Origin of the sequence: Streptomyces seoulensis, assembly GCF_004328625.1 — a bacterium.
GTDB classification, from domain to species: Bacteria; Actinomycetota; Actinomycetes; order Streptomycetales; family Streptomycetaceae; genus Streptomyces; species Streptomyces seoulensis.
The window spans coordinates 3,870,286-3,884,471 of sequence record NZ_CP032229.1 but is presented as its reverse complement, the minus strand read 5'-3'; the positions used below and the strand labels follow the sequence as shown (position 1 = coordinate 3,884,471).

At 72.2% G+C, this 14,186-nt stretch carries 15 protein-coding genes and 1 pseudogene; 10 read left to right on the top strand and 6 right to left on the bottom strand.

The genetic code is table 11. The features are described 5' to 3' along the window. Positions 1 to 107: 107 nt before the first annotated feature. Entirely contained in the window at positions 108 to 728 is a 621-nt protein-coding gene (locus tag D0Z67_RS18245) for a type 1 periplasmic-binding domain-containing protein (RefSeq protein WP_037774783.1), read from the bottom strand. 119 nt (positions 729 to 847) lie between these two features. Further along, positions 848 to 1,540 (bottom strand): PH domain-containing protein, encoded by a 693-nt coding sequence (locus tag D0Z67_RS18240; RefSeq protein WP_031180693.1) that lies wholly within the window; start codon positions 1,538 to 1,540, stop codon positions 848 to 850. Positions 1,541 to 1,688: 148 nt separating this feature from the next. Between D0Z67_RS18240 and deoC the strand changes: the two genes are divergently transcribed. Genes deoC through D0Z67_RS18225 form a run of 3 tightly spaced genes read left to right on the top strand, consistent with a single transcriptional unit; the run spans position 1,689 to position 5,012 of the window. Continuing rightward, positions 1,689 to 2,687 carry a deoxyribose-phosphate aldolase gene (deoC, locus tag D0Z67_RS18235; protein ID WP_031180694.1) on the top strand — a complete coding sequence of 333 codons (999 nt, stop codon included), beginning with the start codon at positions 1,689 to 1,691 and terminating at the stop codon, positions 2,685 to 2,687. Between the two features lie 5 nt (positions 2,688 to 2,692). Beyond that, on the top strand, positions 2,693 to 4,129 hold the full coding sequence (locus D0Z67_RS18230; protein WP_031180695.1) for an aldehyde dehydrogenase family protein: 1,437 nt from the start codon (positions 2,693 to 2,695) through the stop codon (positions 4,127 to 4,129). Continuing rightward, a complete protein-coding gene (locus tag D0Z67_RS18225) occupies positions 4,122 to 5,012 on the top strand; it encodes an aldehyde dehydrogenase family protein (RefSeq protein ID WP_031180696.1) in 891 nt (296 codons plus the stop codon). The genes D0Z67_RS18230 and D0Z67_RS18225 overlap by 8 nt, the downstream gene beginning before the upstream one ends. A gap of 65 nt (positions 5,013 to 5,077) precedes the next feature. Here the strand turns inward: D0Z67_RS18225 and D0Z67_RS18220 are convergent, their stop codons facing one another. Then, positions 5,078 to 5,500, bottom strand: coding sequence for a hypothetical protein (locus D0Z67_RS18220; protein WP_031180697.1), 423 nt, complete (start codon positions 5,498 to 5,500; stop codon positions 5,078 to 5,080). 127 nt (positions 5,501 to 5,627) lie between these two features. On the opposite strand from D0Z67_RS18220, the gene D0Z67_RS18215 reads away from it, so the two are divergent. Beyond that, positions 5,628 to 6,263: a uridine kinase family protein gene (locus D0Z67_RS18215; protein ID WP_234312715.1), complete on the top strand. Its 636-nt coding sequence runs from the start codon at positions 5,628 to 5,630 to the stop codon at positions 6,261 to 6,263. A gap of 220 nt (positions 6,264 to 6,483) precedes the next feature. Here D0Z67_RS18215 and D0Z67_RS18210 read toward each other — a convergent pair whose 3' ends face one another. Then, positions 6,484 to 7,212, bottom strand: a complete 729-nt coding sequence (locus D0Z67_RS18210; protein WP_031180699.1) for a SigE family RNA polymerase sigma factor — start codon at positions 7,210 to 7,212, stop codon at positions 6,484 to 6,486. 270 nt (positions 7,213 to 7,482) lie between these two features. Here D0Z67_RS18210 and afsQ1 point away from each other — a divergent pair, with 270 nt between their 5' ends. From afsQ1 to D0Z67_RS18185, 5 genes and pseudogenes are all read left to right on the top strand, one after another. Next, a complete protein-coding gene (afsQ1, locus tag D0Z67_RS18205) occupies positions 7,483 to 8,160 on the top strand; it encodes a two-component system response regulator AfsQ1 (RefSeq protein WP_158707462.1) in 678 nt (225 codons plus the stop codon). Then, entirely contained in the window at positions 8,157 to 9,728 is a 1,572-nt protein-coding gene (locus D0Z67_RS18200) for a sensor histidine kinase (RefSeq protein WP_031180700.1), read from the top strand. The genes afsQ1 and D0Z67_RS18200 overlap by 4 nt, the downstream gene beginning before the upstream one ends. Further along, positions 9,725 to 10,336, top strand: a complete 612-nt coding sequence (locus D0Z67_RS18195; protein WP_031180701.1) for a hypothetical protein — start codon at positions 9,725 to 9,727, stop codon at positions 10,334 to 10,336. Before D0Z67_RS18200 ends, D0Z67_RS18195 begins: the two co-directional genes overlap by 4 nt. A 96-nt stretch (positions 10,337 to 10,432) precedes the next feature. Continuing rightward, positions 10,433 to 10,894 (top strand): annotated as a pseudogene (locus D0Z67_RS30210) (VanZ family protein); the annotation flags it as partial. 374 nt (positions 10,895 to 11,268) lie between these two features. Then, the gene (locus D0Z67_RS18185) at positions 11,269 to 11,472 is read left to right on the top strand and encodes a PspC domain-containing protein (RefSeq protein WP_031180703.1); all 204 of its coding nucleotides are present in this window, start codon (positions 11,269 to 11,271) and stop codon (positions 11,470 to 11,472) included. Positions 11,473 to 11,599: 127 nt separating this feature from the next. Here the strand turns inward: D0Z67_RS18185 and D0Z67_RS18180 are convergent, their stop codons facing one another. After that, a complete protein-coding gene (locus tag D0Z67_RS18180) occupies positions 11,600 to 11,953 on the bottom strand; it encodes a hypothetical protein (protein WP_031180704.1) in 354 nt (117 codons plus the stop codon). 465 nt (positions 11,954 to 12,418) lie between these two features. On the opposite strand from D0Z67_RS18180, the gene D0Z67_RS18175 reads away from it, so the two are divergent. Further along, positions 12,419 to 13,180, top strand: coding sequence for an alpha/beta hydrolase (locus D0Z67_RS18175; protein WP_107059556.1), 762 nt, complete (start codon positions 12,419 to 12,421; stop codon positions 13,178 to 13,180). 46 nt (positions 13,181 to 13,226) lie between these two features. On the opposite strand, the gene D0Z67_RS18170 is transcribed toward D0Z67_RS18175, so the two are convergent. Beyond that, positions 13,227 to 14,180: a LysR family transcriptional regulator gene (locus D0Z67_RS18170; protein ID WP_037774787.1), complete on the bottom strand. Its 954-nt coding sequence runs from the start codon at positions 14,178 to 14,180 to the stop codon at positions 13,227 to 13,229. Positions 14,181 to 14,186 lie beyond the last annotated feature (6 nt).

The following is a 14,186-nucleotide window of genomic DNA, read 5'->3' as shown; positions in this document are numbered from 1 at the left end:
CTTAACTTAAGAAGTCAGCAAAACTTCGTAAGTTTTTCTCACCTTCGATCATTTGACCTACACAAGGTCATCACTTTTAACTGATCTTTACTACAACTCCCCGTGTGTCACTGCCCGGAGGCGTCCACGGCCCGCCCGATCACGTCGGCCACCACACCCGGCAGCGACTCGTCCGGCTGGGCCACGGTGACGTTCCCGGCCTTGCCCGTCCCGGCAGTTGACGCCCCGTCGACGAGGACGAACCGCACCTCGGGATGCTGGGCCGCCGCCTCTTGGGCGACCCGCGCCTGGGGGGCGCCTACCGCTATCAGGACACCGCACTGGCGCTGCATCAGACTGTTGAGGAACGGCCGGGTGTTGGTCACCGACTGCGCGCCCGTCACCGGCACGTAGTTGATCCGGGCCCGCGTCTCCGACGACGCCCGCTGCATGCCCTGCCACGCCGAGGCCGCGCGGGTGCCCTCCGCGATGCCCTTGTCGCCGGTCAGCAGGCAGGCGTCGAACTCCTTGTACTGGCGGGCGCGGGTGTCGGGCGGCCCGTCCTGCCGTCCGGCGAGGTGGACCCACACCCCCGCCGCCACCACGACCAGCAGCACGGCGCCTGCGGCGATCCATGCCCTCCGGTCGCGCGACAGCCGCGCCCCGGCCGTCATCGCGCGCAGGAGGCTCAGCTTGTACCGGTTCTCCGGCGCCTTCGTGTTCGCGCGCCAGCCGCGCCGGGTCTTCACTGCCGTCTTTCCTCTGTCCTTCGGATGTCGGTGGGACGCGCGCGGAGGCGCGAAGAGAGCGCGTCACAGAAATCGGCGGCGGCCGGAGTCGCTCCGTCCGCCGCCGACCGTGGCCGGGGTCAGCCCGTGACGAGCAGGATCGCCAGCAGTACGGCGCCCGCGAGGGCCGGGACCAGGATCTCGTAGGCCCAGCGGGTGGTGATCTCGCCCTGGGCGTGTTCCGCCTCGCCGTGGCGTTCGTGGAGGTCGCGGAGGTCGTCCATGACCTTGTCGGTCTCGGCGCGGGCGCGGCCGGCCGAGACGTCGGGGACGGAGGCGTCGCCGCCGAACATGCCGAAGCGGGGCCCGGCGAAGGGGCCGCTGCCCCCGCGGGCCGCCTGCGCCGCCGCCTTCGCCCGCTTGTTGGCCGCGCGCTTGCGGGCGCGCAGCGAGACCGGGATCGCCCAGAGCTGGAACTTGGTGCCGGAGGTGGCCAGGGCCTCGTTGGAGTAACCCGAGCGCAGGGTGGCCAGCTCGCCCCAGGGCAGCAGGATCACGCGGAAGGGGTTGCGGACCCGGAGGCGTTCCTGGTTGGCGAAGACCGCCGGGCGCAGCGTGAACGCCGTCACCAGCGGTACGACCAGGATCATCACGGCCAGCGCCAGCCACGGCACCCGCCCGTGGCCTCGGAACAGCGCGTCGCAGCCGAGCCAGACGACGAGGGCCAGCAGGAGCACACCGCCCACGAGTCCCATCGGCGAGCGGTAGATCCGGTCCCTGGCGGCGGGCACCACGGGCGCCGACGCGGGTGACTGGTGGTCCGGGGTCGTCATGGTCCCGATTCTGCACGAAGGGGACGCGACAGCCACTACCCGGCCCGAGAGAGGAACGCATCCGTGACCTGCGGCGGTGTGACCCCCCACAACCCCGCCCCCGGGGCTATACAGCCGCTACGCGCGTAGATATGCTCGGCTGGTGACCATGCCCTCCCCCAAGCTCTCGGCTCCGCTCGAACAGGGTGGTACCCCCACCACATCCCCCGCGAAGGCTTTCGCCGACGTCACCGCGTCCGACAGCACGCTGCGCCGTTTTCTCCACGGGCTGCCCGGCGTCGACGCGGTCGGTCTGGAGGCGCGTGCCGCGTCGCTCGGCACCCGTTCCATCAAGACCACCGCGAAGGCGTACGCCATCGACCTCGCCATCTCGATGGTCGACCTGACCACGCTGGAAGGCGCGGACACCCCCGGCAAGGTCCGGGCGCTCGGCGCCAAGGCGGTCCATCCGGACCCCACGGACCGGACGTCCCCGACGACCGCCGCCGTCTGCGTCTATCCCGACATGGTGGCCGTCGCCAAGGAGGCCGTCGCCGGTTCCGGCGTGAAGGTCGCCTCGGTCGCCACCGCCTTCCCGGCCGGCCGTGCCGCCCTCGGCGTGAAGCTGGCCGACGTGCGGGACGCGGTCGCGGCGGGCGCGGACGAGATCGACATGGTCATCGACCGGGGCGCGTTCCTCGCGGGCGACTACCTCAAGGTCTACGACGAGATCACCGCCGTGAAGGAAGCCTGCGGGACCAGCGCCCGTCTGAAGGTCATCTTCGAGACCGGCGAGCTGTCCACGTACGACAACATCCGCCGCGCGAGCTGGCTGGGCATGATGGCGGGCGCGGACTTCATCAAGACGTCCACCGGCAAGGTCGCCGTCAACGCCACCCCCGCCAACACCCTGCTGATGCTGGAGGCGGTGCGCGACTTCCGCGCCCAGACCGGCGTCCAGGTCGGCGTGAAGCCCGCGGGCGGCATCCGCACCACCAAGGACGCGGTCAAGTTCCTGGTGCTGGTCAACGAGACCGCGGGCCAGGACTGGCTGGACAACCACTGGTTCCGCTTCGGCGCCTCCTCGCTGCTGAACGACCTGCTGATGCAGCGTCAGAAGCTGGCCACCGGCCGCTACTCCGGCCCCGACTACGTGACGGTGGACTGATCACCATGGGTTCCCTCTTCGAGTACGCACCGGCGCCTGAGTCCCGCGCCGTCGTCGACATCGCGCCCTCCTACGGCCTGTTCATCGACGGCGAGTTCACCGACTCCGCCGACGGCAAGGTCTTCAAGACCGTCTCCCCCGCCACCGAGGAGGTCCTCTCCGAGGTCGCCCAGGCCGGCGAGGCGGACGTGGACCGCGCGGTCAAGGCCGCCCGCAAGGCGTTCGCGTCCTGGTCGGCGCTGCCCGGCGCCGAGCGCGCCAAGTACCTGTTCCGCATCGCCCGCATCATCCAGGAGCGCAGCCGCGAGCTGGCCGTGCTGGAGACGCTGGACAACGGCAAGCCGATCAAGGAGACCCGCGACGCGGACCTCCCCCTGGTCGCCGCGCACTTCTTCTACTACGCGGGCTGGGCCGACAAGCTCGACCACGCCGGCTTCGGCGCCGACCCGGCCCCGCTGGGCGTCGCCGGCCAGGTCATCCCGTGGAACTTCCCCCTGCTGATGCTGGCGTGGAAGATCGCCCCGGCGCTGGCCACCGGCAACACGGTCGTCCTCAAGCCCGCCGAGACCACCCCGCTGTCCGCCCTGTTCTTCGCGGACATCTGCCGCCAGGCGGGCCTGCCCAAGGGTGTCGTCAACATCCTGCCGGGCTACGGCGACGCGGGCGCGGCGCTGGTCGGACACCCCGACGTGAACAAGGTCGCCTTCACCGGCTCCACGGCCGTCGGCAAGGAGATCGCCCGCACGGTCGCGGGCACGAGCAAGAAGCTCACCCTGGAGCTGGGCGGCAAGGGCGCCAACATCGTCTTCGACGACGCCCCGATCGACCAGGCCGTCGAGGGCATCGTCACCGGCATCTTCTTCAACCAGGGCCAGGTCTGCTGCGCGGGCTCGCGGCTGCTGGTCCAGGAGTCGATCCAGGACGAGCTGCTGGACGCCCTCAAGCGCCGCCTGTCCACGCTGCGCCTCGGCGACCCGCTGGACAAGAACACCGACATCGGCGCGATCAACTCCGCCGAGCAGCTGGCCCGGATCACCGAGCTGGCGGACAAGGGCGAGGCGGAGGGCGCCGAGCGCTGGTCCCCCGCCTGTGAAATCCCTTCGTCCGGCTACTGGTTCGCCCCGACGCTGTTCACGAACGTCACCCAGGCGCACACCATCGCCCGCGACGAGATCTTCGGCCCGGTGCTCTCGGTCCTGTCCTTCCGTACCCCGGACGAGGCGGTCGCCAAGGCCAACAACACCCAGTACGGGCTGTCGGCGGGCATCTGGACCGAGAAGGGCTCCCGCATCCTGGCCGTGGCGAACAAGCTGCGCGCCGGGGTCGTCTGGTCCAACACGTTCAACAAGTTCGACCCGACCTCGCCCTTCGGCGGCTACAAGGAGTCGGGCTTCGGCCGCGAGGGCGGCCGCCACGGCCTGGAGGCGTACCTCGATGTCTGATGCCACCCGACTTTCCGTCTTCAAGACCTACAAGCTGTACGTCGGGGGCAAGTTCCCCCGCTCCGAAAGCGGCCGGGTGTACGAAGTGAGCGACTCCAAGGGCAACTGGCTGGCGAACGCGCCGCAGTCGAGCCGCAAGGACGCCCGTGACGCGGTCGTCGCCGCGCGCAAGGCGTTCGGCGGCTGGTCCGGCGCGACCGCGTACAACCGCGGTCAGGTGCTGTACCGGGTGGCCGAGATGCTGGAGGGCCGCAAGGAGCAGTTCGTCCGCGAGGTCGCCGAGGCCGAGGGGCTGTCCAAGGCGAAGGCCGCCGCCGTCGTGGACGCGGCGATCGACCGCTGGGTCTGGTACGCCGGCTGGACGGACAAGATCGCCCAGGTCGTGGGCGGCGCCAACCCGGTCGCGGGCCCGTACTTCAACCTCTCCTCGCCCGAGCCGACCGGTGTGGTCGCGGTGCTGGCCCCGCAGGACTCGTCCTTCCTGGGCCTGGTCTCGGTGCTGGCCCCGGTGATCGCCACCGGCAACACCGCGGTCGTCGTCGCCTCGGCGAAGGCCCCGCTGCCCGCCCTGTCGCTCGGCGAGGTGCTGGCCACCTCCGACGTGCCGGGCGGTGTCGTCAACATCCTGTCCGGCGCCACGGCCGAGCTGGGCGCCCCGCTCGCCGCGCACCAGGACGTCAACGCGATCGACCTCGCGGGCGCGGACGCCGAGCTGGCCAAGGAGCTGGAGATCGCGGCGGCGGACAACCTCAAGCGCGTCCTCCGTCCACAGCCTGTGGATTACACGGCGACTCCCGGCACCGACCGCCTGACGGCGTTCCTGGAGACCAAGACGGTCTGGCACCCCACGGGCGCGCTGGGCGCGTCGGGCTCGTCGTACTGAGCTGAGCGACACACGAAAGCCGCGCCGTCCCTTCACCGCGAAGGGGCGGCGCGGCTTCGCTCTTGTCAGCCCTTCGGCGTGAGCAGCCCCAGGGCCTGCCCCACCACCGGGACCGCGCCGAAGGACGGCGCCTGGGCGATCGGACCGGTCAGCGCCAGGGTGTTGAGCGGCTTGAAGTCGGCGATGGTGGTGCCGATGCCGTTGTTCAGCGGGTCGGTGCCGGTGCCGGCCAGCGGGTTGGGCTTGAGGCCCGCGATGGCGCCGGTGGCGTAACCGACGGACGTGGTCAGTGCGTTCACCCCGGACTGCGGGTTGATGTCGCCGATGTCGGCGGAGCGCAGCGGCGGCACGTCCACCACCGGCGCGGCCGCCTCGGCATGCGCCGCGCTCGCGCCCGCCGCCAACGCGGCTCCGGCCGACGCGAGCGCGATCAGCGCGCGCCGCGCGGCGGGCTGACGGGAAGACCGGGATGCGGAATGTCGGGCCATCGGTGGTGCCGCCTTCTGGTGCGCAGGGTAATACGGTCGACACGTAGGGTAGTTGAGATGTGACGCACGCTCCAATGTGGACCCGCGGGGTCGGCAGGGTGGTCGGCATGCGTCAAACTGGTGTTCCGTGAGCATCCATCCCCCGTCTCCCGCCCGTGTGGTGCTGTTGTGCGGCCCCTCCGGTTCGGGCAAGTCACTTGTCGCCGCCCTCTCCGGGCTGCCCGTGCTGCGCCTCGACGACTTCTACAAGGAGGGCGACGACCCCACCCTGCCGGTGGTGGACGGAAGCTCGGACATCGACTGGGACCATCCGCGGTCCTGGGACGCCGACGTGGCCCTCGCGGCCATCGCCCGCCTGTGCGCGTCCGGCGCGACCCCGGTGCCGGTGTACGACATCTCGCTGAGCGCCCGTACCGGCGAGGACACCCTGAGCATCGGCCGTACCCCGCTGTTCATCGCCGAGGGCATCTTCGCGGCGGAGATCGTCGAGCGCTGCCGGGAACTCGGGCTGCTGGCGGACGCGCTGTGTCTGACCCGGGGTCCGGTCACCACCTTCCGGCGCCGCTTCCTGCGCGATCTGAAGGAGGGGCGCAAGTCGGTGCCGTTCCTGCTGCGCCGGGGCTGGCGGCTGCTGCGCGCGGAACGCTCGATCGTGTCCCGCCAGGTGGCCCTGGGCGCCCACGCCTGCGGCCGGGACGAGGCGCTGAGCCGGATGGCGGCGGCCGCCGCGGGCCGGCAGGCGCGGCAGCAGACGGCGGCGTAACCGGGCGCGGACATGCGAAAGCGGGACTGTACGGCCCCCCAGCCGTCCAGCCCCGCCTCCGGGTTTTCCCCCGTTTCCCCCCCGTGTTTCCCCTTACGGGTTCTCGCGCGGACCCTCCCCCCGGTGGGCCCCCGCGATTCCCCGTTTCCCCTCGGGCCGAGCCGTGACGGCTCGTTCCCCCCGTTTCCCCCGTGGGCCCGTCCCCCGACGGACCCCTCCTTCAGGCCACCAGCTCGCCGAAGGCGTCCTCGTGGTCCCGGCCGAAGTTCAGGACCTCGTCCTCGCGCAGGCGCCGCAGCGAGCGCCAGATGCTGGACTTCACCGTGCCGACGCTGATGCCGAGTATGTCGGCGATCTCCGGGTCGGTACGGCCCTCGTAGTACCGCAGCACCAGCATGGTGCGCTGCAGCTCGGGCAGCCGGGCGAGCGCCTGCCACAGGACGGCGCGCAGCTCGGTGCCGCGCATCGCGTCCGTGCCGGCGGGCGTCTCCGGCAGCTCCTCGGTCGGGTACTCGTTCAGCTTGCGGCGGCGCCACGCGCTGATGTGCAGGTTGGTCATGGTGCGGCGGAGGTACCCGCCGACCGCGGCCTTGTCACTGATCCGCTCCCAGGCCCGGTAGGTCGAGAACAGCGCGCTCTGCAGCAGGTCCTCGGCCTCGAACCGGTCGCCGGTCAGGTGGTAGGCGGTCGCGTACAGGGAGGCGCGGCGCTCCTGGACGTAGGCGGTGAACTCCGCCTCCGTCAGCGAGCGACGCTCCCCCGGTTCCTCCCTGTGCGCGCTTCCCCCGTGCCCCTCCCCCGTGCGGGCGTCGACCACCGTCATGTGACCGGTGTGCTGACGTCCGGTGCCGCGGGCGCACCCCCGTACCCCTGCGGCAGCGGTCCCCCGGTGTGCGTCGTGCAGACGCGTGAGCACTGCGCTGGTGTTCATGCCGTGCGGCGTGTTCATCTCGCGCTCCCCGTCGTGGACTTCGGTGCTCTCCCAGGCCGGTGGTGCTCTCCCGCCTGCCGAAAAGCTTGCCGACCGTCCTTCATGGCCGTGTCCGCCGACTGTCACAGACCTGTCACAGGGGCCGTCGCGGGCGGGTCGCACCCGGTCACGGCGGGCGCGAGCTGGGAGAGGGCGGTTTGGTACGCGGTGTCCGGCTCGTGTCCGCCGTCGAAGAACCCGGGGTGGCACGGGTCGTACGACGGGCGGTGCATGGGCCAGAATGAGCCCGTGCCTTCCCTGTTGCTGATCGAGGACGACGACGCCATCCGTACGGCCCTTGAGCTGTCCCTGACGCGCCAGGGGCACCGGGTCGCCACCGCCGCGAGCGGCGAGGACGGCCTGAAGCTGCTGCGTGAGCAGCGCCCCGACCTGATCGTGCTGGACGTGATGCTGCCCGGCATCGACGGGTTCGAGGTGTGCCGCCGTATCCGGCGCACCGACCAGCTGCCGATCATCCTGCTGACCGCGCGGAACGACGACATCGACGTGGTGGTCGGACTGGAGTCCGGCGCCGACGACTACGTGGTCAAGCCGGTCCAGGGCCGGGTGCTGGACGCCCGTATCCGGGCCGTGCTGCGGCGCGGGGAGCGTGAGTCCAGCGACTCGGCGACCTTCGGCAGCGTGGTCATCGACCGGTCCGCGATGACGGTGACCAAGAACGGCGAGGATCTCCAGCTCACCCCGACCGAGCTGCGGCTGCTGCTGGAGCTGAGCCGCCGGCCGGGGCAGGCGCTGTCCCGGCAGCAGTTGCTGCGGCTGGTGTGGGAACACGACTACCTGGGCGACTCGCGCCTGGTGGACGCGTGTGTGCAGCGGTTGCGGGCGAAGGTCGAGGACGTGCCGTCCTCCCCGACCCTGATCCGTACGGTCCGTGGTGTCGGCTACCGCCTGGACGCCCCTCAGTGAGCGAGCGCGGGGGATTCGGCCACTGGGTGGCCGAACGGGGGAGGAAGCTGGCCGGACTGCGGTTCACCAGCCTGCGGCTGCGGCTGGTGCTGGTCTTCGGGCTGGTCGCGCTGACGGCGGCGGTGTCCGCGTCGGGCATCGCGTACTGGCTCAACCGGGAGGCGGTGCTCACCCGCGCCCAGGACGCGGTGCTGCGCGACTTCCGGCAGGAGATGCAGAACCGGGCGGGCGCGCTGCCCGCGCGTCCCACGCAGGACGAACTCCAGCGCGCCGCAGGGCAGATGGCGGGCAGCAGCCAGCGCTTCAGCGTGCTGCTGGTCGCCCGCGACCCCGACGGCCGGACGGTGTACGGCGGTTCGGGCGGCCTGAGCGGCTTCTCGCTGAAGGACGTACCCCCGTCGCTGCGCGCGGCGGTGGACCGGCGGCAGAAGACGACCGGCTCCGACAAGTCGCCCTACCACCTGTACTGGCAGCGGGTGTCCGAGCGCGGGACGCCCTTCCTGGTGGCCGGGACGAAGGTGGTCGACGGCGGTGCGACGGGCTACATGGCCAAGTCGCTGGAGCCGGAGGCCAAGGATCTCAACTCCCTTGCCTGGTCGCTGGGGATCGCCACCGGACTCGCCCTGATCGGTTCGGCGCTGCTCGCACAGGCGGCCGCCACGACCGTGCTGAAACCCGTACACCGTCTGGGAGTTGCCGCGCGGCGGCTGGGCGAGGGGCGGCTCGACACTCGGCTGCGGGTCACCGGCACGGATGAACTCGCCGACCTTTCGAGGACGTTCAACAAGGCGGCCGAGGCGCTGGAGAAGCGGGTCGCGGACATGGCCGCCCGTGACGAGTCCTCCCGCCGCTTCGTCGCCGACATGTCGCACGAGCTGCGCACCCCGCTGACCGCCATCACCGCGGTGACGGAAGTGCTGGAGGACGAGCTGGAGTTCGAGGGCGGCGGCATCGATCCGATGATCGAGCCGGCGGTACGGCTGGTGGTCAGCGAGACCAAGCGGCTGAACGACCTGGTCGAGAACCTGATGGAGGTCACCCGCTTCGACGCGGGCACCGCCCGGCTGGTGCTGGACGACGTCGACCTCGCGGACCAGATCACCGCCTGCATCGACGCCCGCGCCTGGCTGGACGCGGTCGAGCTGGACGCCGAGCGCGGCATCCACTCCCGGCTCGACCCGCGCCGCCTGGACGTGATCCTCGCCAACCTGATCGGCAACGCCCTCAAGCACGGCGGCTCCCCGGTGCGCGTCTCGGTCCGCATCGACGGCGACGACCTGCTGATCGCGGTACGCGACCACGGTCCCGGCATCCCCGAGGAGGTGCTGCCGCACGTCTTCGACCGCTTCTACAAGGCCAGCGCATCCCGGCCGCGTTCGGAGGGCAGCGGCCTCGGCCTCTCCATCGCGCTGGAGAACGCGCACATCCACGGCGGTGAGATCACGGCCGCCAACTCCCCCGACGGCGGTGCGGTGTTCACGCTCCGGCTGCCACGCGACGCCTCCCGCCTGACGGAGGAGGACGAGAAGGACCCGTCGGCCGAGGGCGGCCAGGGAGCGACCACGTGAGCGGGCGGAAGGTGCGAGGGCTGCTGGCGCTGCCGCTGCTGGGCGCGCTGCTCACCGGGTGCGGCATCCGGCCGACGGAGGTGCCGACCGACTTCGGCGGGGCGCCGTCGCGGGTGCCGTGTTCGCCGACCGGGTCCGGGCAGGCCAGTGCGTCGCCGGAGGGGGTTCCGGTGCAGGTGTTCCTGCTGTGCGGGGCCTCACTGGTGACCGTGGACCGTGCGGTGCGGGTGCCGGAGGGCACGCCGGACGCGCGGCGCCGGGTCATGGTCGCGCAGGGCCTGCTGGACCAGCTCGCCTCGGCGCCCTCCGCCGGGGAACGCGCGGCGGGCTACCAGACCCGGGTGCCGGGCGGCATCACGGTCACCGGGCCGGGCCGCGAGGAGCCGGAGGAGGCGCTGCGGCTGAGCACCCCGCCGGACAGGCTGGGCTCCCCCGCGCTCGCGCAGGTGGTGTGCACCTTCTCCGACTCGGCTGCGGCGGAGGGCGACGGCTCGGTGATCCTGGCGGGTCCGGCCCCGGCCGCGCCGCGCCGGTACGAGTGCACGGAGGACGTGCGTGACCACCCGGGCCGGGTCCAACCCCCTTCCGGCGCCGTCGCGTTGAACTGAGGCGGGCCCCGGGCGGGATGCGTGTGGCGCACGCCTCACCGGGGCGGGGGGTGCCGAAGCGGAACCGATCGCGCGCGGCGTGGCGTCTTGGGGGACGTGCAGCGTCAAGGCTCCATCGGCGGCAGCGCCGCGAACCGCATCCGAGTGACCGGGGCAATCCTCCTCGTCGCGCATCTCGCGCTCGTCGCCTGGCTGACGCTGCGGCCCCTGGACGTGCCGTGGGTACGCCCCGCGAACCTCCGCCCGCTGGCCGGGCTCCGCGCCGACCTGGCGCTGGGCTGGCCCGTGGCGGGCCTCCGCATCGGCGAGGGCCTGGCCCTGCTGGCCCCGCTGGGCGTCCTGCTGCCGATGGCGGACGGCAGGCTCACCGTGTCTCCGCTGGCCTCCCTGTTCCGTACGGCCGCCGCCGGCGCCCTGATCTCGCTGGGCATCGCCCTGTTGCAGACGGGGGTGCCGGGGCGGGTGGTGGACGTGGACGTGCTGCTGCTGAACACCACGGGCGTGCTGCTGGCCCACCTGACGGTGGTTCCGGCGGGGCGGGCGTGGCTGCGGCGCCGGCTGGGCCGGGGCGGCGTGGTGGAGGAGGGGTACGGGGACCGGGGAGGGCGCGGCGGACTCGGGGGCGTCCCCGAGTCCATCTCCGGGGGCGTGTCCGGGGGTTGCGAGGGGTATCCGGCCGTGGAGGCGCGGTGGGCCGACCGGATCGGCGGGGCCGGTGTCGCGGGTCCGGCCCGTGGTGCGGTGAGCGTGCGCGGGGAGCTTTCTCAGGGGCGGACCCCGACGATTCCCAGGGTCGGTATCGCCCCTTAGAGTGATGCTTCTCCCGCTTCGTCTCCGTACCGTTGGGCATACGACGACAGACGGGGATGTGGCACTCGGCCCGCCCCGGCAGACGGCCCGGTCGCGGGCCGACGACGACGGAGGAGTCAGCCATGACCGCCCTTGCCCGCCCCACCAACGGCCGCATGATCGGCGGCGTGTGCGCAGGACTGGCCCGGCGCTTCGGGATGTCGGCGGGGACGATGCGGGTCATCTTCGTGGTGTCCTGCCTGCTGCCCGGCCCGCAGTTCCTGCTCTACATAGCCCTGTGGATCCTGCTGCCCTCCGAGGACAGGGCCCGCACCACCGCCTGGTGAGCGAGCGCCGCCCGGCCGGATTCCGCGTACGCGAAACGCCGCCGAGGTCGTCCCGGAGAGCACCGGACGGCCTCGGCGGCGTCGTTCGTGGGCCTCGCGCGTGGGGAGTCGCGCGCGGGGACGGGGGTCAGCCGAGCGGGATGCCGTTGAGGCCCAGGCCGTGGGTGGGCAGGCCCTGTACCGGCAGGCCGCCGAGGAGTCCGGCGACGGGGGCGGTCGGGCCGTTGGCGAGCATCTTCTGCACGGCGGGGCGCGCGGTGTTCAGCCCGTTGCCGAGCACGCCCTGCCCCTGGGAGACGGCCTCGACGGCGCCGGGCAGCGCGTGCGTGACGTTCGCGGCCGGGAGCGTGTGGGCGACGGAGCCCACGACGGGGAGCGCGTCCGGGGCGAGCGGGGCCGCGTCGGCCGCGCCCGCGCCGGCGGCGGCGAAAGCGGCACCGAGGGCGGCGACACCGAGGGTCTTGGCAGCAGACTGCTTCATGGTGAATGCGTCCTTGAATGCGGAGACATGGATCACGAATGATCCGAGCGGTCCACGACCGTAAACACCACGGACCGTCCACCGCAATCACCGAAATGCGGACGGACGGTGAATGCCTGTACGTATTCTCCGGGCGCGCGATTTGTCATACAGCCCCGCTTTTCCCGCATTCGCGCTGGTGGCAGCGGTGTGCCAGAACTGCCGTTCGGGAGGCGGCCCTTCCCATCCGGGGCGGCTGAAGTCCCCGGCCGCCGTGGACCGTTCATCGAAAGGAATGAACCGTGATCTCATCGCATTGACTTCACAACCGGCACCGGAAATCGAGCGTGCGGCCGGACTCCTCGATAGGATGCTCGTATTCCGGCCGTTCACACAGTGGCGCGATCCGTACCCCGTGCGCGTCGATACGCAATGGTGACCGCCGGGAAGGGTTTCGTACACCGCGCCTTCTGACAGTGTTCTGCCATGGGACAGCAAGCGACGACGCCGGTCCGGACGGCCAGGCTGGGAAAGGCGGTCGGCCCCGCGCCGGGCGCGGTGAGCGGAGCGGTGCTGGTGCTCCCCGGCGGGGACGAGGTCTCCACCCGCCGTCCGTCCCCGTTCCTGCCCGGCACCTTCGTCCGCGCCCTGGCCCGCAGCCTGGCCCGGGGCGGCCGGGAGGAGGGGCTCGCCGTCCACCCGGTCCACTACCGCTACCGCGGCTGGAACGGCACCGAGGCCCACCTCGCGGCGGACGCCGGCTGGGCCGCGGACGAGGTGGTGCGGCGGTACGGGGACGTGCCGGTGTGCCTGGTCGGGCTGGACATGGGCGGCCGGGCCGCGCTGGGCGCCGGGGGCCACGAGGCGGTCAACTCCGTGGTGGCCATCGCCCCGTGGCTGCCGGAGGAGGGCGCGGACGCCGACGAGCCGGTCAAGCAGCTGGTGGGGCGCCGGGTGCTGATCGCGCACGGCACCAACGACGAACGGTGCGATCCGGAGCTGTCGTTCCGGCTGGCGGCCCGCGCGAAGAAGGTGAACCGGGAGGTGTGCCGGTTCGAGGTGCACTCCGACGGCCACGGGCTGCACCAGCACCGGGACGAAGTGCTCGCGCTGACCGTGGACTTCGCTCTGGGCGCCCTGTTCGGGCTCCCGCTGTCCCGCCCGGTGGAGGACGCGCTCGCGGCGCCGCCGCCGATAGGGCTGCGGATGCCGCTGGCGTCGGGGTTCGGCAAGTCGCTGCGCAAGTAGCCGGTTCAGCAAGGGGATTCGGGAATCCTCGCGCAGGCAGCCGGGGTCAGGAGGGGAGCAGGCTGCCCCTGCGGGAGAGCAGGAACTTCTTGAACGCGGCCACCGGCGGGGTGTCCGGGCGGTCGGCCAGCCAGGCGACGCCGATCTCGCGGACCGCCCTCGGCGCGGTCACCGTCAGCTCCACCACGCCCGGCCGGGCCACGGTGGGCGGCGGCAGCAGGGCGACCCCGAGCCCGGCGGCCACCAGCCCGCGCAGCGTCTCCGTCTCCTCCCCCTCGAAGGCGACCCGGGGCCGGAACCCGGCCTCGCGGCACAGGTCGTCGGTGATGCGGCGCAGGCCGTAGCCGGGCTCCAGGGTCACGAAGGTCTCGTCGGCCGCCTCCACGAGCCGGATGCGGCGGCGGCCGGCCAGCCGGTGGTCGGCCGGGACGACCAGGCGGAGCTTCTGCTCGTCCAGCCGCCGGGCGACCAGATCGGGCGCGTCCGGCACCGGCGAGGTGAGGCAGAGGTCCAGCTCGCCCGCCCGGAGCCGCTCCAGCATGGCCTCGCCGTAGTTCTGCACCAGGCTGAAGCGGATGCGGGGATGGTCGGCGCGGAAGGCGTGCAGCAGACCGGGCACGGTCTCGGGGCCCATGGTGTGCAGGAAGCCGAAGGCGACCTTGCCGGTGGCCGGATCGGCGTCCGCGCGCACCTCCTCGGCGGCCCGCTCGACCTCGGCGAGGGCCCGCTCCACCGAGCCGAGGAAGGTCCGCCCGGCCGGGGTGAGCGAGACGGTGCGGCCGTGCCGGGCGAACAAGTCCACCCCGAGATCCTGTTCCAGGCGGACCATCGCCCGGGAGAGGGTCGACTGCGGGACGTTCATCTCGTGCGCGGCCCGGGTGACGTGCTCGGTGCGGGCCACCCCGGCGAAGTAGGCGAGGCGGGGCGCGAGCAGCAGCGCCATGTCTTCTGTGTCACTGGACGGTGACAGGTGCGGCTGTGACCTCTGCTGATGCTCCATGGGAAC

Excerpts from the sequence above, each read along its gene's own strand:
- D0Z67_RS18185 (WP_031180703.1), top strand. The coding sequence starts at position 11,269 with ATGACCGCCCTTGCCCGCCCCACCAACGGCCGCATGATCGGCGGCGTG.
- D0Z67_RS18210 (WP_031180699.1), bottom strand. The coding sequence starts at position 7,212 with ATGAACACGCCGCACGGCATGAACACCAGCGCAGTGCTCACGCGTCTG.
- D0Z67_RS18180 (WP_031180704.1), bottom strand. The coding sequence starts at position 11,953 with ATGAAGCAGTCTGCTGCCAAGACCCTCGGTGTCGCCGCCCTCGGTGCC.
- D0Z67_RS18220 (WP_031180697.1), bottom strand. The coding sequence starts at position 5,500 with ATGGCCCGACATTCCGCATCCCGGTCTTCCCGTCAGCCCGCCGCGCGG.
- deoC (WP_031180694.1), top strand. The coding sequence starts at position 1,689 with ATGCCCTCCCCCAAGCTCTCGGCTCCGCTCGAACAGGGTGGTACCCCC.
- D0Z67_RS18240 (WP_031180693.1), bottom strand. The coding sequence starts at position 1,540 with ATGACGACCCCGGACCACCAGTCACCCGCGTCGGCGCCCGTGGTGCCC.
- D0Z67_RS18230 (WP_031180695.1), top strand. The coding sequence starts at position 2,693 with ATGGGTTCCCTCTTCGAGTACGCACCGGCGCCTGAGTCCCGCGCCGTC.
- D0Z67_RS18170 (WP_037774787.1), bottom strand. The coding sequence starts at position 14,180 with ATGGAGCATCAGCAGAGGTCACAGCCGCACCTGTCACCGTCCAGTGAC.
- D0Z67_RS18225 (WP_031180696.1), top strand. The coding sequence starts at position 4,122 with ATGTCTGATGCCACCCGACTTTCCGTCTTCAAGACCTACAAGCTGTAC.
- D0Z67_RS18175 (WP_107059556.1), top strand. The coding sequence starts at position 12,419 with ATGGGACAGCAAGCGACGACGCCGGTCCGGACGGCCAGGCTGGGAAAG.